Source organism: Pseudomonas sp. SDO524_S393, assembly GCF_054071875.1.
This window is the reverse complement of record NZ_JBSVVZ010000006.1, coordinates 91,785-113,837: the sequence shown is the minus strand read 5'-3', so window position 1 is coordinate 113,837 and position 22,053 is coordinate 91,785. Positions and strand designations below refer to the sequence as shown.

The following is a 22,053-nucleotide window of genomic DNA, read 5'->3' as shown; positions in this document are numbered from 1 at the left end:
GGCACGCACCCTGCTATATGCTTAGTACAAAAACAATAACAAGCTCTGTACAAGACAATAAAAATAAGACGAATCGACTCACGCACAATAAAAACAACACGGCGGAGGCGCAGCTAACTGATTCTTTTGGAGAGGCGTTGCATTTGGGGCTTGCCCCGCAACCAGGCCGAGAACAACAAAAACTGCCCTAAGGCAGAGCCTGAACTGGTTGGATCGTAGATCAGCAACACAGCGACCAAAGCAATCCGTTTGCTCTTGACTCCCGATTGGGAGTGTCATGAAGGTGCAGCCTCATGACAAGGGCGATCAACAAAAACAAGAAGCCCGACACCATAATAAAAAAAGAGCACGCAACTACTTCTGGGGGAGCTTCGGCTCCCCTTGTAGTTTCCGGCGTTTGACGCGCAAAGGCTTATGGCGCAATGCCTGTAGCTTGTTCCTACACCATCCCCTGACTAAATGCTAGAATCCCCGCCCATCATGCGGTCATTCTTCGTTATGGCCGAACATTCCTTCAAACAGTGCATCCCATGCTGAAGAAGTTGTTCCAGTCATTCCGTTCTCCCTTGCGTCGTACGCAACACAAACGCAGCACGCCTGAAGTGCTCAACAGCAGCCAGCATTCGCTGCAACGGGCTCAATTCAGCCGTTATGCAGTGAACATCGTCGAACGTTTGCAGAACGCCGGCTACCAGGCTTATCTGGTGGGCGGGTGCGTGCGTGACATGCTGCTCAACATCACACCCAAGGACTTCGACGTTGCCACCAGCGCCACGCCCGAGCAGATACGCGCCGAGTTTCGCAACGCGCGCATTATCGGTCGCCGTTTCAAACTGGTGCATATCCACTTCGGTCGCGAAATCATCGAAGTCGCGACCTTCCGCGCCGGCCATCCGCAAAGCGATGAAGAGGAAGACACCAACCAGTCTTCCCGCAACGAAAGCGGACGCATCCTGCGTGACAACGTCTACGGCACCCTGGAAGAAGACGCGCAGCGCCGCGACTTCACCATCAACGCCCTGTATTACGACCCGGTCAGCGAACGCATTCTCGATTACGCCAACGGCGTACATGATATTCGCAACCACCTGATCCGCCTGATCGGCGACCCGACACAGCGCTACCAGGAAGACCCGGTGCGCATGCTGCGGGCGGTACGTTTTGCCGCCAAGCTGAATTTCGGCATCGAGAAACACACTGCGTCGCCGATTCGTGACCTGGCCCCCATGCTTCGGGAAATCCCTTCAGCGCGCCTGTTCGAAGAAGTACTCAAGCTGTTCCTTTCGGGCCATGCGGCTGACACCTTTGAAATGCTCGTCGACCTGCAACTGTTCGACCCGCTGTTTCCGGCCAGCGCCGAGGCCCTGGAACACAACCCGACTTATACCCATACCCTGATCAGCGAAGCACTGATCAACACCGACCTGCGCATCAAACAGAACAAACCGGTGACGCCGGCGTTCCTGTTTGCAGCCCTCTTGTGGCCAGCCCTGCCCAAACGCGTACTGCGCCTGCAAGACCGTGGCATGCCGCCGATTCCGGCCATGCAGGAAGCCGCGCATGAGCTGATTACCGAACAGTGCCAACGCATTGCCATTCCCAAGCGCTTCACGCTGCCGATCCGTGAGATCTGGGACATGCAGGAACGCTTGCCGCGTCGCAGTGGCAAGCGTGCCGACCAGTTGCTGGACAACCCGCGATTCCGTGCCGGCTACGACTTCCTGCTGCTGCGTGAAAGCGCCGGCGAGCAGACCGACGGCCTGGGCGACTGGTGGACCGACTACCAGGACGCCAATGACAGCGGGCGCCGCGAAATGATTCGCGAATTGGGCAGCAAAGGTGATGGTGCAGGCGAAGGCCCGAAAAAACGCCGGCGCAGCAATACCAAGCGCAAACAAAGCGCCGTCGACGCCTCGGGCGCTGCGGGCGAATAAACGTGGAACGCATCTACATCGGCATGGGCAGCAACCTGGCTGCCCCGGATCAGCAACTGCGCAGCGCCGTCGAGGCACTGGCGTTGCTGCCCGGCACCACACTCGCCGGGGTGTCCGCCTTCTATCAAAGCGATTCGTTACTCCCGGGCCAACCGCGTTATACCAATGCAGTCGCCGCCGTGGACAGCAGCCTCGCCCCCCTGGAACTGCTCGATGCCCTGCAGGCCATCGAAAACGATCAGGGTCGGGAACGCCTGGAGCGCTGGGGCCCACGCACCCTGGACCTGGATATCCTGCTGTTCGGCGATCGCGCGATCGATGAACCGCGCCTCAAAGTGCCTCACTACCAAATGCACCTGCGCGCGTTCGTGCTGTACCCGCTGGCAGAGCTGGCACCGAGCACCTTGCAGCTACCCGACGGCCAACAGCTCAGCGAGCTGCTGGCTGCATGCCCATTCGTCGGCCTGGAACGCACCCCTTCAGTTTGACGCCCTCTCCTGCAGAAGCTGAACCGCATCAGTAACAGGGGTAACACCCCATGCGTAACAATGCGGTAACACATCCAATTGACTTCCCGTGTCCTCCTCACGACTATAGGCGTCCCGCTGCCGCCAACCCGGCGCTAAAGGGCGCAATCCAGGCCTTATAAGCACTGCTCTGAAGAAAGTGCGCCTGTATAAACGAAGACTCACGCGCGTTACTCGCTGGTTCCAAGCGCCTGAATGAGGACTCTTTTCATGCCAGACATTACCCTGACCACCCTGCAGAGCCTCAAGCTCAAGGGTGAAAAAATCACCATGCTGACCTGCTACGACGCCACCTTTGCCCATGCCAGTTGCCAGGCCGGGGTTGAAGTGTTGTTGGTGGGCGACTCCCTGGGCATGGTTCTTCAAGGGAATGACAGCACCCTGCCAGTAACCACCGATGATCTCGCCTATCACACTGCCAGCGTCAAACGCGGCAACGATGGCGCCTTCATCATTGCCGATTTGCCGTTCATGGGTTACGCCACCCCTGAACAGACGTTCCAGAATGCCGGCAAGCTGATGCAGGCCGGTGCCCATATGATCAAGGTGGAAGGCGCCGCGTGGCTCGCCGAGTCGATTCGCCTGCTGGCTGAGCGAGGCGTGCCCGTGTGCGCGCACATGGGGCTGACGCCGCAATCCGTGAATATCCTCGGCGGCTACAAGGTACAGGGTCGCAATGAGGCCCAGGCGCGCCAGATGCGCGCCGATGCCATTGCCCTGGAACAAGCCGGCGCGGCGATGATCCTGCTGGAGTGCGTGCCCAGCGAGCTGGCCGCCGAAATCACTCAAGCGGTCAAAGTGCCGGTGATCGGCATTGGCGCCGGCCCGGCTACCGATGGTCAGGTGCTGGTGCTGCATGACATGCTCGGCCTGTCGATCAGTGGCCGCGTGCCGAAGTTCGTGAAGAACTTCATGGCCGGCCAGGACAGCATTCACGCCGCACTCAGTGCCTATGTGGCCGAAGTCAAAGGCGTGACTTTCCCCGGCGCCGAACACGGATTCTCCGCATGAATACCGTCAAGACCGTACGCGAATTGCGCGCAGCCGTGGCTCACGCACGCAGTGCCGGCAAACGCATTGGCTTCGTGCCCACCATGGGCAACCTGCACAGCGGTCATGCCACGCTGGTGGCCAAAGCCGCGCAACAGGCAGACTTCGTGGTCGCGAGCATCTTCGTCAACCCGCTGCAGTTCGGCGCCGGCGAAGACCTGGACAAATACCCCCGCACCCTCGCCGCCGATCAGGAAAAGCTGCTGCAAGCCGGCTGCAACCTGCTGTTCGCACCGACCGTCGAAGAAATGTACCCCGGTGGCATGACGGGTCAGACCCGCGTCAGCGTGCCGCAATTGTCCGAAGGCCTGTGCGGCGCCAGCCGTCCCGGGCATTTCGAGGGCGTGGCCACCGTGGTCAGCAAGCTGTTCAACATGGTGCAGCCGGACATGGCCGTGTTTGGCCAGAAGGACTATCAGCAACTGGCCGTGATCCGCGCCATGGTCCATGACCTGAACATGCCGATCCAGATCATCGGCGAGCCCACCGTGCGCGCCGACGACGGTCTCGCGCTGTCGTCGCGCAACGGCTATCTCACCGAAGAGCAGCGCGCCATCGCTCCGGTGCTGTACCGCAGCCTCAGCCAGATAGTCACGGCCATCAAGGTCGGTGAGCGCGACTTCGCCAGGTTGCGCGCCGACCAGATCAAGCAGATCGAAGCGGCAGGCCTGCGAATGGACTATCTCGAAGTGCGCCAGGGCGTCCACCTGCGCCCCGCCACGCCCGACGATCGGGATATCGTGGTGCTGGTCGCCGCTTATCTGGGCAACACCCGCCTTATCGACAACCTGCACCTGACCCTCGACTGACTCCCTCCTGTTGCTCTCCTCGCGAGGCCGGTATAAAAAAGTACCGGCCTCAGCGCAGACAAAGCCAAGACATATCGACACGCTAGGTTTAATGTAATCGCCCTGCGCTCCTGGTTAGCGCTGTCTGGAATCGGCCGCTTGATGAAAGCAGGACGTTCCGGGCTTTGAAGTGTCCTAAAGGCAGTCCCCGTAATAAAAGGAAACCCGCAGCGATGGCGTACTACCGCACTCCTCATGACGTTACCGCTCTGCCCGCCTGGCAAGCGCTCAATCAACATCGCCAAGCCATGCAGGATTTCAGCATGCGCGACGCGTTCAATGCCGATCCTCAGCGTTTCTCCCAGTTCACCTTGAGCAGCTGCGGACTTTTCCTCGATTACTCGAAAAACCTGATCACCAGCGAAACCCGTGACCTGCTGGTGGGCCTGGCCAAGGAAGTCGGCCTCAAGGACGCGATCAACTCGCTGTACGCTGGCGAGCCGGTCAACTCCTCCGAAGGCCGCCCTGCCCTGCACACCGCCCTGCGTCGCCCGGTAGGTGACAAGCTGTCGGTCAACGGCGTGAACATCATGCCCGACGTGCACAAGGTGCTGAACCAGATCACCGACCTGGTCGGCCGCATCCACGACGGCCTGTGGCGTGGCTACACCGAAAAACCGATCACCGACGTAGTGAACATCGGCATCGGTGGCTCCTTCCTCGGCCCCGAGCTGGTGTCCGAAGCGCTGCTGTCCTATGCCCACAAAGGCGTGCGTTGCCACTACCTGGCGAACATCGACGGCAGCGAGTTCCACGAACTGACCATGAAGCTGCGCGCCGAGACCACGTTGTTCATCGTCTCGTCGAAATCCTTCAATACCCTGGAAACCCTGAAAAACGCCCAGGCCGCCCGCGCCTGGTACCTGGCCCAGGGCGGCTCGGAAGCCGAGCTGTATCGCCACTTCATCGCCGTTTCGAGCAACAACGCGGCGGCCGTGGCCTTCGGCATCCGCGAAGAGAACATCTTCCCGATGTGGGACTGGGTCGGCGGTCGTTATTCGCTGTGGTCGGCGATCGGTTTGCCTATTGCGCTGGCCATCGGCATGTCCAACTTCAAGGAGCTGCTGTCCGGTGCCTACACCATGGACCAGCACTTCCAGAACGCCCCTTTCGAACAGAACATGCCGGTGCTGCTGGGCCTGCTGGGCGTTTGGTACGGCAACTTCTGGGGCGCGCAGAGCCACGCGATCCTGCCGTACGATCACTACCTGCGTAACATCACCAAGCATTTGCAGCAGCTGGACATGGAATCCAACGGCAAAAGCGTGCGCCAGGACGGTACCCCCGTGGCCACCGACACCGGCCCGGTCATCTGGGGCGGCGTGGGTTGCAACGGCCAGCATGCGTATCACCAGTTGCTGCACCAGGGCACCCAACTGATTCCGGCCGACTTCATCGTACCGATCGTCAGCTTCAACCCGGTATCCGACCACCACCAGTGGCTGTACGCCAACTGCCTGTCCCAGAGCCAGGCGCTGATGCTCGGCAAGACCCGCAGCGAAGCCGAAGCCGAGCTGCGCGACAAAGGCCTGGCGGAAGCCGAGGTACAGAAGCTGGCACCGCACAAGGTGATCCCGGGCAACCGCCCGAGCAACACCTTGGTGGTCGAGCGCATCAGCCCGCGTCGCCTGGGCGCACTGGTGGCCATGTATGAACACAAAGTGTTCGTGCAGAGCGTGATCTGGGGCATCAACGCCTTCGACCAATGGGGCGTGGAATTGGGCAAGGAACTGGGCAAGGGCGTCTACAACCGCTTGACCGGCGCCGAGGAAACTTCAGCCGAAGATGCCTCGACCCAGGGCCTGATCAACTACTTCCGCGGTCGTCATCGCGGCTGATGCCGGTCCCTCAAGGCCAACGTGCGTTTGGACGTTGGCCTTGAACCCTCCCGCCACAGGGTGCATCTTTATCGCTTGTCGCAAAAACAAGAATAAGGATCGCTCATGTTCGATATCAGCACGTTCCCCACCGCCGATGCCGTCCGCCGGGCTGCGCAACTCAGTCAAGAGGACTACCAGCGCCTCTACCGCCAATCCATCGAACAGCCCGACACCTTCTGGGGCGAACAGGCCAAAGGCTTTCTCGACTGGATCAAACCCTGGCACACCGTTCAGCACTCGGACATCAAGACCGGCGCGGCACAATGGTTTGCGGGCGGGCAACTGAACGTCAGCTACAACTGCATCGACCGCCACCTGGCGCAACGCGCTGATCAACCGGCCTTCATCTGGGAGGGCGACGATCCGACAAAGTCTTCCAAAATCACTTACCGCCAACTGCATCAAAACGTCAGTCGCCTGGCCAATGTGTTGAAAAGCCGTGGCGTGAAGAAAGGCGACCGGGTGTGCATCTACATGCCGATGATCCCGGAGGCCGCCTACGCCATGCTGGCCTGCACACGAATCGGCGCCGTGCATTCGGTGGTGTTTGGGGGCTTCTCGCCGGATGCGCTGCGTGACCGCATCCTGGATGCCGACTGCCGCACGGTGATCACTGCCGATGAAGGCGTGCGCGGCGGTAAGCCGGTAGCGCTGAAGCAGAACGTCGACAAGGCCCTCGCCAGTTGCCCGAATGTCAGTACCGTGCTGGTGGTGGAGCGCACCGGCGCGAGCGTGAACTGGAGCGAAGGCCGTGACCTCAAGTACCAGCAAGCGCTGGACGCAGCCAGCGATGATTGCCCGCCCGAGCCGATGGACGCCGAGGATCCGCTGTTCATCCTCTATACCTCCGGCAGCACCGGCAAACCCAAGGGCGTACTGCACACCACTGGCGGTTACCTGCTGCAGGCGGCGATGACCTTCAAATACGTGCTCGACTACCGCGACGGCGAAGTGTTCTGGTGCACGGCCGACGTGGGCTGGGTCACCGGCCACAGCTATATCGTGTACGGCCCGCTGGCCAATGGCGCCACGTCACTGATGTTCGAAGGGGTCCCGAGCTATCCGGACAGTTCGCGCTTCTGGCAGGTGATCGACAAACATCAGGTGAACATCTTCTACACCGCCCCTACCGCCCTGCGGGCCCTGATGCGTGAAGGCCAGGCGCCGCTGGCAAACACCTCCCGCGCCAGCTTGCGTCTGCTGGGCAGCGTCGGTGAGCCGATCAACCCGGAAGCCTGGGATTGGTATTTCAACGCCGTGGGCGAGCAACGCTGCCCGATCGTGGACACCTGGTGGCAGACCGAAACCGGCGGCATCATGCTCAGCCCCCTGGTGAGCGCCCAGCGCATCAAGCCGGGCTGCGCGACCCAGCCGATGTTTGGCGTACAACCCGTGCTGCTGGATGAGCACGGCAAGGAATTCAGCGGCGCCGGCAGTGGCGTGCTGGCAATCAAGGCCAGCTGGCCGGGGCAGATTCGCAGTGTCTACGGCGACCCGCAGCGCATGATCGATACCTACTTCAAGCCCTACCCCGGCTACTACTTCACCGGTGACGGCGCGCGGCGCGATGAACACGGCGATTACTGGATCACCGGGCGTATCGACGATGTGATCAACGTGTCCGGCCATCGTATCGGTACCGCCGAGGTGGAGAGCGCGCTGGTGCTGCATGACCTGGTCGCCGAGGCCGCCGTGGTGGGCTATCCCCATGACGTCAAGGGACAAGGCATCTATGCCTTTGTAACGCCCATGAACGGTGTGGAACCCAGCGAAGAGCTGAAAAAACACTTGCTGGATCTGGTCAGCAAGGAAATCGGCAGCTTTGCCAAGCCGGAGCTGATCCAGTGGGCACCGGCCCTGCCGAAAACCCGCTCCGGAAAGATCATGCGGCGGATTCTGCGCAAGATCGCCTGCAATGAACTGGACAGCCTGGGCGACACCTCGACCCTGGCCGACCCCAGCGTGGTAGAGGGGCTTATCGACAAGCGCCTGAATCGATAAGACGCAGAGGGCGGCCGGCCTGATGTAGGCCGCCGCCCATAGCTGCTAAACTCCGCGCCCATCTTTATCCAGAGCAAAACACGCTCCATGTCCTCCTTGAATCAGGCGCTGCGCGCCGCCCTCGATCATCGCCAAGACCTGATCAACGAGTTGCACGCCCAGGGCACCGACTGTTATCGCCTGTTCCACGGCAGCCAGGAAGGGGCCGGCGGCCTGACCATCGACCGCTACGGCCCGCAATTGCTGGTGCAGAGCTTTCACCAGTCGTTGCAAACCGAAGATCTGCTGGACTTGCACCAGCAAGTCAGCCAGTACATGGGCCTGGAATTGCGGCTGGTGTACAACGACCGCTCCCGTGGCAACTCGCGGATCGACCGTGAGGACACGGTATACAAAGCTGAACCGTCTGCGCTGGAGGACCTGATCGGCCACGAGTGGGGTCTCAACTACCGCGTACGCGGGCGCCATGCCGGGCAGGACCCGTTGCTGTTCCTGGACCTGCGCAATACCCGGGGCTGGGTCAAGGACCACAGTGCCGGCAAAAGTGTGCTCAACCTGTTCGCCTACACCTGCGGCGTGGGCTTGAGCGCCGCCGCCGGCGGGGCCCGCGAGGTATGCAACCTGGACTTCGCCGAGGGTAACCTGGCGGTCGGGCGCGAGAACGGCGCCCTGAACCCGCAATTGCCCGAGATGCACTTTGTGCAATCCGATTACTTCCCGGCCATCCGCCAATTGGCCGGCTTGCCGATTACCCAGCGTCGCGGGCAAAAACTGCCGAGCTATCCACGCCTGGAGCAACGTCAATATGACCTGGTCCTGCTGGACCCGCCGGCCTGGGCCAAGAGTGCGTTCGGCACCGTCGACTTGCTGCGCGACTACCAGAGCCTGCTCAAGCCAGCCCTTCTGGCGACCGCAGACAACGGCGTGTTGATCTGCTGCAACAATCTGGCAAAGGTCGGCATGGACGATTGGCGCGACCAGGTGCTGCGCTGCGCGGAAAAAGCCGGCCGTCCGGTACGGGACTGGAGCATCATGACGCCGGGCGCGGATTTCCCCTCCCACGATCATCAGCCCCCCCTGAAGACGCTGATACTGCAACTGTAGGATGTTTCCCAAAGGCCCGACTCTTCGGAACCGAAAAGCCGTGCCATACTCCAAGGCATTCTTGTTTGACATAGATGGCGCCGCCCCATGCCCAAAGGATTGATTCGCGCCGCTGGCGCCTTGCTGACCGCCCTTGCCTTGTACAGCCTGCTGGGCTTCCTGATTCTCCCTGGCATCGCCCTTCGCATTGCCAACCAACAACTGGCCAACTACGCCACGGTGCCGGCGCGCATCGAACGGATCGAACTCAACCCGTTCAGCCTGGAACTGACCCTGTGGGGCCTGAAAATCGGCGAGCCGGGCAAGGAACAACTGGGCTTTGAGCGCCTCTATGCCAACCTGCAACTCGATAGCCTGTGGACCCGTGCCCTGCACTTGGCAGATGTGCAACTGGACAAACCCAAGACCGAAGTGCTGTTCGACAAGTCCGGCCAGCTGAACCTGGCGCAACTGTTCAAACTCCCGCCCAGCGAGCCGACCCCGGCCGATCCCGACGCCAAACCCTTCCCGCTGCGCATCGATAGCATCAAGCTGGCCAGCGGTTATGTGCACTTTGAAGACTTGCGCCCCAGCGAGCCCATCGAATTCCTTTACGACAAACTCGACTTCGAGCTGAAGAACCTCAGCACCTTGCCCGAAGACAATGCCGATATGACCTTGGTCGCCGCCGGGCCGGAAGGCGGGCAAATCGACTGGAAAGGTAACTTCAGCCTGGTGCCGATCACCTCCGAAGGCACGCTGAAAGTCACCGATGGCAAGATGAAAGCCTGGTGGCCCTACGTGCGCGACGCCCTGCCACTGGTGCTTGAAGACGGTGTGCTCAACTTCAGTACGGCTTATAAATTCAGCCTGGCCAAAGAGACCGCGCTGAACCTGACCGACACCAGCGCCAGCATTGCTCCCTTCGCCATCAAGGCGCCGGATGGCCGCCCGTTGGTGCGCCTGGAGCGCCTGGACGTCAGCGAAACGACGATAGACCTGGCCAAGCAGCAAGTGATGGTCGGCAAAATCCGTAGCAACAAGCTGGAAACCTGGGCCGCGCGTGAGGCGGATGGCCAGTTGGATTGGCAGAAACTGTTTGCCGGCCAACCGAGCAAGCCGGACCGGAAACCCGAACCCGCCACTGCGCCGGCCACCGCCGACTCGCCCAAGGCCGAACCCAAGGCCCCTGCCAAACCCTGGCAAGTACTGCTCAAGGACGTGCAACTGCGCAATTACCAGGTGCATCTGGCGGACCGACAGGCCAAGCCGGCGGTCGCACTGGAGTTGGGCCCGCTGAACATCGACGTGCAGAACTTCGATAGCCTCAACCAGAGCCCCTTCACCTTGAAAGTCGATAGCGGCCTGGGCAAGCAGGGCAAGATCCAGGCAACCGGCGAGGTCAATCTCAACCCGGTCAGTGCCAAGCTGAAAGTGAATACTCAGGACCTAGACCTGCGGGTCGCTCAGTCCTATATCAGCCCGTTCATTCGCCTTGAACTGCGCAGCGGCATGCTGGGCAGCAACCTGGATGTGAACCTGAAAAGTACCGAGCCCCTGGCACTGCAAGTGACTGGCCGGGCCCAGGTGGACCAGCTGCACACCCTGGATACCCTCAAGACCCGTGACTTCGTCAAATGGCAGCGCCTGGTGGTCGAAGGCTTGAATTACCAGCACGGCGAGAGCCTGTCGATCGACAAGGTCAACCTGCTGCAACCCTATGCGCGCTTCATGATCAACGACGACCACACCACCAACGTCGATGACTTGCTGATCCCGCAACCCGCCGACAGCGGTGCCAAGTCGGCGAGCAAATCGGCGAGCAAGGAAAAACCACTGGGCATCCGCATCGGCCAGATTGCGATCAACGACGGTTCGGCCAACTTTGCCGACTTCAGCCTCACGCCCAACTTTGCGACGGCGATTCAACAGCTCAACGGGCAGATCGGTACCATCGACAGCCGCCAGGCCAAACCGGCCAGCGTCGACATCAAGGGCAAGGTGGACCGTTATGCGCCGGTCACCATCAAGGGCAGCGTGAACCCGTTCGATCCGATGGCCGCGCTGGATATCGCCACCAGCTTCAAACGCGTCGAACTGACCACCCTGACGCCCTACTCCGGCAAGTTCGCAGGGTTCCGTATCCGCAAGGGCCGCCTCAACCTCGACCTGCACTATGTGATCACCAAGGGCCAGTTGAAGGCTGAAAACAAAGTGGTGGTCGAACAATTGCAGCTGGGCGAGAAAGTCGACAGTGCCGATGCCGTGGACTTGCCGATTCGCCTGGCGATAGCCCTGCTGAAGGACGTTGACGGCAAGATCTCCATCGAGCTGCCAGTGAGCGGTGACCTGAACAACCCGCAATTCAGCGTGATGCCGATTGTGTGGCAAACCCTGCGCAACCTGGTGGTACGCGCGGCCACCGCGCCCTTCAAGTTCATTGGTGGGCTGATCAGTGGCGGTGGCGCGGAAGACCTGGGGAATGTGTCTTTCGCCGCCGGCTCCAGCGATTTGAGCAAGGATGCCGAAGGCGCCTTGAACAGCCTGGCCAAGGCATTGAAAGAACGTCCGGCCCTACGCCTGGAAATTGAAGGCACCGCCGCCGCCAGCAGCGACGGTCCATTTCTGGCAGCACAACGCCTGGAGCGTGAATACCAGTACAACTACTACAAGATCCTGCAACGCCGTGGCGACAAAGTCCCGGCCCAGGCATCGCTGCTGGTCGTACCGGAGAAAGAGAAAGCGCCGCTGCTGGAAGGCATCTATCGTACTCGTCTGAAGCAGCAGCCGCCTGCCGAGTGGAAGGATCTGAGCTACGACGAGCGCTCTGCGAAGCTGCGTGAAGGCGTGATCAAGTTCTGGAGCTCCAGTGACGTCCTGCTGCGCCAACTGGGCCAGGACCGCGCAAGCACGATCAAGGACTATCTGGTGGACAAAGGTCAGTTGGAAGATGACCGGGTGTACTTCATTGACGCGAACCTGGGTCAGGCCGAGAAGGATGGCCGGGTCGTCACACCCATGCATCTGGACGCCGAATAACAACACAAATCCAAATGTGGGAGCGGGCTTGCCCGCGAATGCGGTGAATCAGTCGACCAATCCGTCAGCTGACACCACGCCTTCGCGGGCAAGCCCGCTCCCACATTGAATTCTGGCCACGATGACGATTTTATGCGCCCTGAAATAGAACAGGCCCCGACACAAGTGCCGGGGCCTGTAATGACCACATCCTTGTGGTCGGTCGCATGAACTCCAGAGGTGCATTGGGTGGATATCTAGCTCACCCTTAGCCGCCGCTATTCAGTTCAAACGAAAATGCTGCGTTACTCTGCTTTCAGACCATCGGCCGATACAGCTTTAACGCCTTTGATTTTCTTGGTGATGTTCACCGCGGTGGTTTTCTGTGCTTCGGTAATGGCTACGGTCGAAGACAGGGACACTACGCCTTTGTTGGTTTCGACTTTGATGTCGGTGCCAGGAATGCCTTTCTCGGTAACCAGGTCACTTTTCACTTTGGTGGTGATCCAGGTGTCGGAGGTCGCTTCCTTGGCCTTGGTCACTTCACCCGCGGCGACAACCATTGGAGCCTGTGAAGTCTGGGCGAACGCAACGTTAGCCATGGTCAGGGTCAGCGCGGTGGCAGTTGCAGCAGCGATAGCGAACTTCTTCATACGAGTAACTCCTGTTTTTTCGAAAGTCTGCAGCGTGACTACTTGATTGATGCTGCAGGGTTACTCTTAATGTTGCAGGCGCTGTGCCAAGTCTTACCGACCCATAAAACTGTTTTAAATCAACAAGTTAAAAATTTATGCATTTTTCAGAATCGTGCAACTTGCATGAAAGCCATCCTGCCTGCATGCAACTTGCAGTTTTTATCGCCGGGTAAACGGCTGATTTCGCTTCACTTTCCTGTCGCCATAAAAAAAGGATCCCGAAGGATCCTTTTTCTCAGCGTGAAGACGGGAGTGATTAAACGCCCGACGCCTTGGCTGCTGCTACGTCCTTGATGGACAGCTTGATACGACCGCGGTTGTCCACGTCCAGTACCAGCACTTCCACTTCCTGGCCTTCTTTCAGGATGTCGGTCACTTTCTCAACACGAGCATCGCTCAGCATGGAGATGTGAACCAGACCGTCCTTGCCCGGCAGGATGTTCACGAACGCGCCGAAGTCGACGATGCGCTCAACCTTGCCAACGTAGATCTTGCCGATCTCGGCTTCGGCAGTGATGCCCAGAACGCGCTGACGCGCAGCTTCTGCGGCTTCTTTGGTTTCGCCGAAGATCTTGATCGAGCCGTCGTCTTCGATGTCGATCGAAGCCTTGGTCTCTTCACAGATGGCACGGATGGTCGCGCCGCCTTTACCGATGACGTCACGGATCTTGTCGGTGTCGATCTTCATCGCGATCATGGTCGGAGCGTTGGCCGACAGTTCGGTACGCGATTGACCAATGATCTGGTTCATCTGACCGAGGATGTTCAGGCGAGCTTCCAGGGCTTGGCCCAGGGCGATCTCCATGATTTCTTCGGTGATGCCTTTGATCTTGATGTCCATCTGCAGCGCGGTCACGCCTTTGGCGGTACCGGCTACCTTGAAGTCCATGTCGCCCAGGTGGTCTTCGTCACCCAGAATGTCGGTCAGAACCGCGAATTTCTCGCCTTCTTTCACCAGGCCCATGGCGATACCAGCCACCGGCGCCTTCATCGGTACACCGGCGTCCATCAGTGCCAGGGAAGCACCGCAGACCGAAGCCATGGAACTGGAACCGTTGGACTCGGTGATTTCCGATACGACACGAATGGTGTAAGGGAACACATCAGCCGCCGGCAGCATGGCCTGAACCGAACGACGAGCCAGGCGGCCGTGACCGATTTCGCGACGACCCGCACCGCCCATACGACCACACTCGCCCACCGAGAACGGAGGGAAGTTGTAGTGCAGCATGAAGGGGTCTTTTTTCTCGCCTTCCAAGGTGTCCAGCAGTTGGGCGTCACGGGCAGTACCCAGGGTCGCAACGACCAGGGCCTGGGTTTCGCCACGGGTGAACAGTGCCGAACCGTGGGTTTTCGGCAGAACGCCGACTTCGATGTTCAGCGGGCGCACAGTGCGGGTGTCGCGACCGTCGATACGCGGCTTGCCGTTGACGATGTTTTCGCGAACGGTGCGGTATTCGATTTCACCGAATGCAGCTTTGACGTCACCGGCGGAAGGCTGGCCTTCTTCACCGGACAGCTTGGCTACAACCTGATCCTTCAGCTCGCCCAGGCGCGCGTAACGGTCGGCCTTGACGGTGATGGTGTAGGCCTCGGAGATGGCAGCGCCGAACTCGGAGCGGATAGCGCCCAGCAGTTCGGTGGCTTCAGCTTGTGGAGCCCAGGTCCAGGTTGGCTTGGCAGCTTCAGCGGCCAGCTCTTTGACAGCCTTGATGACCGACTGGAATTCGTCGTGGGCGAACAGTACAGCGCCCAGCATCTGGTCTTCGGTCAGCTCTTTGGCTTCCGATTCCACCATCAGTACGGCTTCTTCGGTACCGGCAACGACCATGTCCAGGCTGGAAGCGGCCAGTTGTTCGTAAGTCGGGTTCAGCAGGTAACCGGTGCTTTCATGGAACGCAACGCGGGCAGCGCCGATCGGGCCATCGAAAGGAATGCCGGAGATGGCCAGTGCAGCCGAGGTACCGATCATCGCAGCGATGTCCGGATCGGTCTTCTTGCTGGTGGAAACCACGGTGCAGACAACCTGCACTTCGTTCATGAAGCCTTCTGGGAACAGCGGACGGATCGGACGGTCGATCAGTCGGGAAGTCAGGGTTTCCTTCTCGGAAGGACGGCCTTCGCGCTTGAAGAAACCGCCAGGGATCTTACCGGCAGCGTAAGTCTTTTCCTGGTAGTGAACGGACAGTGGGAAGAAGCCTTTGCTTGGGTCAGCGGTCTTGGCGCCAACAACGGTCACCAGAACGGTGACGTCATCGTCAACGGTAACCAGCACTGCGCCGGAGGCTTGACGGGCAATACGGCCTGTCTCGAGGGTAACGGTCGACTGACCGAACTGGAATTTTTTGATAACCGGGTTCACGGTGTCCTACCTTCTTTGTGGCTCTTGGGGGAACTTGTCTTCTTGCGAAATTCTTGGGCAATGTCGGGAGTCGGCCCAACGCTCGTCCAGGGGTAAAACGTGTGTCCAGATAAAACTTGAGGCTGGGAGCCTACCATGCGCCAGCGGAAATCCCACTGACGCACGGCAGACAACCAACCTCTAGCGCAATCGCTTATTAGCGACGCAGACCCAGGCGACCGATCAGAGTCTGATAACGACCCAGATCCTTGCCTTTCAGGTAGTCCAGCAGCTTACGACGCTGGTTTACCATGCGGATCAGACCACGACGGGAGTGGTGATCTTTACCGTTGGCCTTGAAGTGACCTTGCAGCTTGTTGATGTTGTGGGTCAGCAGTGCAACTTGCACTTCTGGCGAACCAGTGTCACCAACAGCCTGCTGGTAGTCAGCAACGATTTGTGCTTTTTCTTGAACGTCGAGAGCCATGAGGCAATCCTTCTTTCAGGAGACCCCCCAAGGGGCGGTCTCAACAGGCCAGGGACAAATCCCTGTATCTAAAAATGAGGAAGTGACCGTGCCTGTTAACAGCCACCCTCGTTCGGTCATTCTGACCGAATCAGTCGACGTGGCGCGATGCGCCCGTCTTCGCTCACTTCACCGATCCCGATGAAGCGACCATTGTGATCCTGTACCCGCACCATGCCGAACTTCGGTGCATCCGGGGCACGTACCGGCTGGCCATTGAGCCAGTAGAACGCGCTGTGCTCCGAGAAGTGCAGCAAGGGCCAATCCTGCAAACCGCTGTCCGATGGCATCAGGAAGCGATCGACTGCTTCATTGCCGCCTTCGGCATGTACCGCTTCCAACTCTTCCAGTGTGACCGTCTGGGCCAGACTGAAAGGTCCGGCCTGGGTGCGTCGCAGTTCTGCAACGTACGCGCCGCAACCGAGCTTTTCACCAATATCTTCCACCAGGGTACGAATATAGGTGCCTTTGCTGCAGTCCACGGCCAAGCGGGCGGTGTCGCCTTCGCAGGCGAGCAATTCCAAGCGCGCAATAGTAACAGAACGTGGTTCACGCTCCACTACTTCGCCCGCACGCGCCAACTTGTAAAGAGGCTGCCCATCCCGCTTGAGCGCCGAGTACATCGGCGGTATCTGGCTGATTTCTCCACGAAAACCGGGTAAGGCAGCCTCAATATCAACTCGACCAACGGTCACGTCACGCACCTGCAAAACCTCACCTTCGGCATCGGCCGTGGTGGTGGTCTTGCCCAGTTGCATCAGGGTTTCGTAACCCTTGTCGGAGTCGAGCAAATATTGGGAGAACTTGGTTGCCTCGCCAAAGCACAACGGCAACACACCGGTGGCCAGAGGATCGAGACTGCCGGTGTGCCCGGCCTTCTCGGCGTTGAGCAGCCAGCGGACCTTTTGCAAGGCCGCGTTGGAGGTAAAGCCCAGCGGCTTGTCCAGCAGGATGATACCGCTGACGTTACGACGGATACGTTTGACCTGAGCCACCGCTTACTCCTTGGCGTCTTCAGGTGCTGGCGCATGCTGGCTGTCTTCAGCCACCGCGCGCTCGATCAACGCAGACAGGTGTGCGCCACGCGCAACGCTTTCGTCGTAGTGGAAATGCAACTGCGGAACGCTGCGCAGCTTCATCTCACGGGCCAGTTGCATGCGCAGGAAACCTGCTGCCGAGTTGAGCACTTTGATGGTCTGGGCGATGTCATCGCCGTTTTCCTGGCCCATCACGGTGATGAAGATCTTGGCGTGGCCCACATCGCGGCTGACGTCAACAGCGGTGATGGTGACCAGGCCGACGCGCGGGTCTTTGACTTCACGACGAATCAACTGTGCCAGCTCACGCTGCATCTGATCGCCGATACGCTGGGTACGGCTGTATTCTTTTGCCATGTCTTGTTACCTGTTACTGCCACACGGCGAAAGCCGTGGGGTCTGAAAGCGGCAAACGCCCGGCCTGACAAAAGCCAGACCGGGCGTTGCGTTTAGAGTCCGGACACCGCGCAGGGCATGTACATGCCCACACGCGCTGTGGCCCTTGAAGTCCGTGAGTCAGAGGCTGCGAGCAACCTGAACCTTCTCGAAGACTTCGATCTTGTCACCGACCTTGACGTCGTTGTAGCTCTTGACGCCGATACCGCACTCCATGCCGTTACGCACTTCGGACGCGTCATCCTTGAAGCGGCGCAGGGATTCCAGCTCGCCTTCGAAGATAACGATGTCTTCACGCAGTACGCGGATCGGACGGTTACGGTACACGGTACCTTCGGTCACCATGCAGCCGGCAATCGCACCGAACTTCGGCGAACGGAACACGTCACGTACTTCGGCGATACCCAGGATGTTCTCCCGGACGTCGCTGCCAAGCATGCCGGTGAGGGCTTTCTTGACGTCTTCGATGATGTCGTAGATGACGTTGTAGTAACGCATGTCCAGACCTTCCTGCTCGACGATCTTGCGAGCGCCGGCATCGGCACGCACGTTGAAGCCGAACAGTACAGCATTGGAAGCCAATGCCAGGTTGGCGTCGGACTCGGTGATACCACCGACACCGCCACCGACCACGCGCACTTGCACTTCGTCGTTACCCAGGCCATTCAGGGCGCCTTGCAACGCCTCCAGAGAACCACGAACGTCGGACTTGAGGACGATATTAAGCGTCTTCTTCTCTTCCTGGCCCATGGACTCGAAGATGTTTTCCAGCTTGCCGGCGTGAGCACGGGCCAGCTTGACCTCACGGAACTTGCCTTGACGGAACAGAGCAACTTCACGGGCCTTCTTCTCGTCGGCCACCACACTCATCTCGTCGCCAGCGTCCGGCGTACCGTCCAGGCCGAGAATCTCGACCGGAATCGCAGGACCAGCTTCCTTGATAGGCTTGCCGTTCTCGTCGAGCATCGCACGTACACGGCCGTAGTTCGAACCGACCAGCACCATGTCGCCTTGGCGCAGGGTACCGTCTTGAACCAGAACGGTCGCAACCGGGCCACGGCCCTTGTCGAGACGGGACTCAACCACGACACCACGACCTGGGGCCGATGGGGTGGCGGTCAGTTCCAGCACTTCAGCCTGCAGCAAAACAGCTTCGAGCAGTTCGTCAACGCCGGTACCCATCTTCGCCGAGACGGGTACGAAAGGCGTGTCGCCACCCCAATCTTCCGATGTCACGCCGTGAACCGACAGTTCGCTGCGGATGCGATCGAGGTCGGCACCCGGCTTGTCGATCTTGTTCACTGCAACCACCAGAGGAACGCCAGCCGCCTGAGCGTGCTGGACAGCCTCGATGGTTTGCGGCATCACGCCGTCGTCCGCTGCAACCACCAGGATCACGATGTCGGTCGCCTTGGCACCACGGGCACGCATGGCGGTAAACGCAGCGTGACCCGGGGTATCGAGGAACGTCACCATGCCACGGTCGGTTTCAACGTGGTATGCGCCGATGTGCTGGGTGATACCACCGGCTTCGCCAGCAGCAACCTTGGCACGACGGATGTAGTCGAGCAGGGAAGTCTTACCGTGGTCAACGTGCCCCATTACGGTCACAACCGGTGCACGGGAGACCGCCTCACCTTCAAACTTCAGGGACTCAGCCAAGGAATCTTCCAGGGCGGTGTCACTGACCAGGGTCACTTTGTGGCCCAACTCTTCAGCCACAAGCTGGGCAGTTTCCTGATCCAGTACCTGGTTGATGGTGGCCGGTGTACCCAGCTTGAACATGAACTTGATGATTTCAGCAGCCTTGACCGACATCTGCTGGGCGAGGTCGCCCACAGTGATGGTCTCGCCGATCTTCACTTCACGCACGACAGGGCCGGTCGGGCTCTGGAAACCGTGGGCGTTGCGCTTCTTCAGCTTGGCCTTGCCGCGACCACCACGACGGAAGCCATCGCTTTCTTCGTCGGTAGTACGTGGGGCAACGCGTGGAGCAGGTGCTTTCTCTTTGACCGAGGCACGATGCGGAGCGTTTTTACGCTCGCCATCGCCACCACCGCCGCGACGGTTGTTATCGTCGGCACGTGGTTTGTCCGGACGACGCGGCTCGTCGCGCTTGCGGTCGGCAGCAGGTGCCGGAGCAGGGGCAACCGGAGCGGCTTCACGCACAGGCTCGACAGGCGCGGCAACGGCAGGAGCAGCAACTGCTTCGGTGACGGCAGGTTGCGCAGCAGCAGGCTGGCGACGCGCTTCTTCTTCGGCGCGACGCTTGGCTTCTTCTTCAGCCTTCTGACGGGCAGCATTTTCTACTGCGCGACGCTCATCCAGTTCGCGTTTGCGCTCGGCTTCGATTTCTTCCGGGCTGCGCTGTACGAAGACTTTCTTCTTGCGTACTTCAACGCTGATGCTCTTGCTACCAGCAACCCGCAGGGTGCTGGTGGTTTTGCGCTGCAATGTAATCTTGCGCGGTTCTTCCACTTTCGCCTTGTGGCTGCTCTTCAAGTGAGTCAGCAAAGACTGCTTCTCACTGTCGCTCACACCTTCATCGGCGGCGGTGTGCGGCAGACCTGCCTCACGCATCTGCTGCAACAGGCGCTCTACCGGTGTTTTGACCTCATCGGCCAGTTGTTTCACCGTGACTTGCGTCATGCACTTCTCTCCTCAGGCCGCGCCTAATTACTCGAACCAATGGGCTCGGGCGGCCATGATCAACTTGCCGGCACGATCATCGTCAATGCCGTCGATGTCGAGCAGGTCGTCAATAGACTGCTCGGCCAGGTCTTCGCGGGTAATTACGCCGCGCACCGCCAGTTCCATCGCCAAATCCTTGTCCATACCCTCAAGCGAGAGCAGGTCTTCGGCCGGATGGGCGTCTGCCAGCTTTTCCTCAGTAGCGATGGCTTTAGTCAACAAACGATCCTTGGCACGAGCGCGAAGCTCGTTGACGATGTCTTCGTCAAAGCCGTCGATGTTGAGCATTTCTTCCAACGGTACGTAGGCAATCTCTTCCAGGCTGGTGAAACCTTCATCTACCAGCACCTGTGCCAACTCTTCGTCGACTTCCAACTCGTCGATGAAGTTGCGCAGGATGTCGCCGGTTTCAGCTTGCTGCTTAGCCTGGATGTCCGATTCGGTCATCACGTTCAGGGTCCAGCCGGTCAGTTGGCTAGCCAGACGCACGTTCTGACCACCACGACCAATGGCTTGAGCCAGGTTGTCTGCGCCGACGGCGATGTCCATGGCATGGGCATCCTCGTCAACGATGATTGCCGCCACTTCAGCCGGCGACATCGCGTTGATCACGAACTGCGCCGGGTTATCGTCCCACAGCACGATATCGACACGCTCGCCACCCAACTCACCCGACACGGCCTGGACACGCGAGCCGCGCATACCGATGCACGCGCCTTGCGGGTCGATGCGTTTGTCTTTGGAGCGCACAGCGATCTTGGCGCGAGAGCCCGGGTCGCGGGACGCTGCCATGACTTCGATCAGGCCTTCGGCGATTTCCGGCACTTCGATACGGAACAGCTCGATCAGCATTTCCGGCGCGGTACGCGACAGGATCAGCTGAGGGCCGCGATTTTCGGTGCGGATTTCCTTGAGCAGCGCGCGCAGACGCACGCCGACACGGAAGGTCTCACGGGAGATGATGTCTTCGCGGGCCAGCAACGCTTCGGCGTTGTTGCCAAGGTCAACGATCACGTTGTCGCGGGTGACCTTCTTCACGGTACCGGAGATGATTTCACCCAAGCGCTCGCGATAGGCGTCAACGACTTGGGCACGCTCGGCTTCGCGAACCTTTTGCACGATGACCTGCTTGGCGGTCTGTGCAGCAATGCGGCCGAATTCGATCGACTCGATCTTTTCTTCGACGACATCACCCACGCTGGCGCCCGGGTGCGTTTGCGCAACCTTGCTTGGCCAGGTTTCGATGGCCGGATCATCAAGATCGTTTTCTTCGACGACCGTCCAGCGACGGAACGTCTCATAGGCACCGGTGTGGCGGTTGATTTCCACACGCAGATCAACTTCGTCTTCAAAACGCTTTTTGGTAGCAGTGGCCAGGGCCAGCTCCAGCGCTTCAAAAATCACGCTTGCCGGTACGCCCTTTTCATTGGATACCGACTCAACAACCAGCAGTACTTCTTTGCTCATCGTACGCCTCGCCTTTCGCAAGCCATTGGATCCGCGGGATCCGCGTCTCAGTCAAAACTGGGAATAATATTGGCCTTGTCGATCATATCGATCGGCAACAGGAACTCATGGTCTTCTACCTGCACCACGACATCCTGTTCTTCTACACCGCGCAGAAGGCCCTGAAAGTTGCGCCGCCCTTCAAAGGGAGATCGCAGCTTGATCTTCACTTGTTCACCGGCAAATTTTGCAAACTGATCAATAGTGAACAGTGGGCGTTCCATGCCTGGCGAGGAAACTTCGAGGGTGTATTCAACGGAGATTGGATCTTCAACATCCAGCACACCGCTGATCTGACGGCTGACAATGGCGCAATCGTCCACCAGCACGCCGCCCTCTTTATCGATATAAACGCGCAACATTGAGTGGCGACCTTGAGCCGAAAACTCAATACCCCAGCATTCATAGCCTAGGGCCACGACCACCGGGGCCAACAAGGCCTGCAACTCTTCTAGCTTGCTCGACACCTGAACCCCCTCGTGCATGTATGTGCATGCTGTGCAAAATAAAAAAATGGGCG

Annotated in this window: 16 protein-coding genes; 8 read left to right on the top strand and 8 right to left on the bottom strand. The window is 59.6% G+C overall.

The genetic code is table 11. The annotated features are described in order from the left end of the window. Positions 1–530: 530 nt before the first annotated feature. From ACW9IB_RS04815 to ACW9IB_RS04780, 8 genes are all read left to right on the top strand, one after another. Positions 531–1,934 (top strand): polynucleotide adenylyltransferase PcnB, encoded by a 1,404-nt coding sequence (locus ACW9IB_RS04815; protein ID WP_457412565.1) that lies wholly within the window; start codon positions 531–533, stop codon positions 1,932–1,934. Between the two features lie 2 nt (positions 1,935–1,936). Beyond that, positions 1,937–2,422, top strand: coding sequence for a 2-amino-4-hydroxy-6-hydroxymethyldihydropteridine diphosphokinase (folK, locus tag ACW9IB_RS04810; protein ID WP_457412564.1), 486 nt, complete (start codon positions 1,937–1,939; stop codon positions 2,420–2,422). A gap of 249 nt (positions 2,423–2,671) precedes the next feature. Further along, positions 2,672–3,472 (top strand): 3-methyl-2-oxobutanoate hydroxymethyltransferase, encoded by an 801-nt coding sequence (panB, locus tag ACW9IB_RS04805; RefSeq protein ID WP_457365778.1) that lies wholly within the window; start codon positions 2,672–2,674, stop codon positions 3,470–3,472. Beyond that, positions 3,469–4,320, top strand: a complete 852-nt coding sequence (gene panC, locus ACW9IB_RS04800; RefSeq protein WP_457412562.1) for a pantoate--beta-alanine ligase — start codon at positions 3,469–3,471, stop codon at positions 4,318–4,320. Before panB ends, panC begins: the two co-directional genes overlap by 4 nt. A gap of 212 nt (positions 4,321–4,532) precedes the next feature. After that, complete coding sequence (gene pgi, locus ACW9IB_RS04795) at positions 4,533–6,197, top strand: glucose-6-phosphate isomerase (protein ID WP_457365776.1); 1,665 nt, start codon at positions 4,533–4,535, stop codon at positions 6,195–6,197. A gap of 105 nt (positions 6,198–6,302) precedes the next feature. Beyond that, on the top strand, positions 6,303–8,240 hold the full coding sequence (gene acs / locus ACW9IB_RS04790) for an acetate--CoA ligase (protein ID WP_457412561.1): 1,938 nt from the start codon (positions 6,303–6,305) through the stop codon (positions 8,238–8,240). 87 nt (positions 8,241–8,327) lie between these two features. Further along, positions 8,328–9,344 (top strand): class I SAM-dependent rRNA methyltransferase, encoded by a 1,017-nt coding sequence (locus ACW9IB_RS04785; protein ID WP_457412559.1) that lies wholly within the window; start codon positions 8,328–8,330, stop codon positions 9,342–9,344. Between the two features lie 87 nt (positions 9,345–9,431). Then, positions 9,432–12,362 carry a DUF748 domain-containing protein gene (locus ACW9IB_RS04780; protein ID WP_457412558.1) on the top strand — a complete coding sequence of 977 codons (2,931 nt, stop codon included), beginning with the start codon at positions 9,432–9,434 and terminating at the stop codon, positions 12,360–12,362. Positions 12,363–12,646: 284 nt separating this feature from the next. Here ACW9IB_RS04780 and ACW9IB_RS04775 read toward each other — a convergent pair whose 3' ends face one another. From ACW9IB_RS04775 to rimP, 8 genes are all read right to left on the bottom strand, one after another. Further along, positions 12,647–12,994 (bottom strand): BON domain-containing protein, encoded by a 348-nt coding sequence (locus ACW9IB_RS04775; protein WP_457345780.1) that lies wholly within the window; start codon positions 12,992–12,994, stop codon positions 12,647–12,649. A 298-nt stretch (positions 12,995–13,292) separates the two neighbouring features. Then, complete coding sequence (gene pnp, locus ACW9IB_RS04770) at positions 13,293–15,398, bottom strand: polyribonucleotide nucleotidyltransferase (RefSeq protein ID WP_457365772.1); 2,106 nt, start codon at positions 15,396–15,398, stop codon at positions 13,293–13,295. A 196-nt stretch (positions 15,399–15,594) separates the two neighbouring features. Then, positions 15,595–15,864, bottom strand: a complete 270-nt coding sequence (rpsO, locus tag ACW9IB_RS04765) for a 30S ribosomal protein S15 (protein WP_003177875.1) — start codon at positions 15,862–15,864, stop codon at positions 15,595–15,597. Positions 15,865–15,980: 116 nt separating this feature from the next. After that, a complete protein-coding gene (truB, locus tag ACW9IB_RS04760; protein WP_457365771.1) occupies positions 15,981–16,898 on the bottom strand; it encodes a tRNA pseudouridine(55) synthase TruB in 918 nt (305 codons plus the stop codon). Positions 16,899–16,901: 3 nt separating this feature from the next. Next, complete coding sequence (gene rbfA / locus ACW9IB_RS04755) at positions 16,902–17,297, bottom strand: 30S ribosome-binding factor RbfA (protein WP_457365770.1); 396 nt, start codon at positions 17,295–17,297, stop codon at positions 16,902–16,904. A gap of 159 nt (positions 17,298–17,456) precedes the next feature. After that, positions 17,457–19,985: a translation initiation factor IF-2 gene (gene infB / locus ACW9IB_RS04750; protein ID WP_457412557.1), complete on the bottom strand. Its 2,529-nt coding sequence runs from the start codon at positions 19,983–19,985 to the stop codon at positions 17,457–17,459. Positions 19,986–20,012: 27 nt separating this feature from the next. Beyond that, positions 20,013–21,494: a transcription termination factor NusA gene (gene nusA / locus ACW9IB_RS04745; protein WP_457365768.1), complete on the bottom strand. Its 1,482-nt coding sequence runs from the start codon at positions 21,492–21,494 to the stop codon at positions 20,013–20,015. Positions 21,495–21,541: 47 nt separating this feature from the next. Further along, positions 21,542–22,000 (bottom strand): ribosome maturation factor RimP, encoded by a 459-nt coding sequence (gene rimP / locus ACW9IB_RS04740; RefSeq protein WP_003235029.1) that lies wholly within the window; start codon positions 21,998–22,000, stop codon positions 21,542–21,544. Positions 22,001–22,053: the final 53 nt, after the last annotated feature.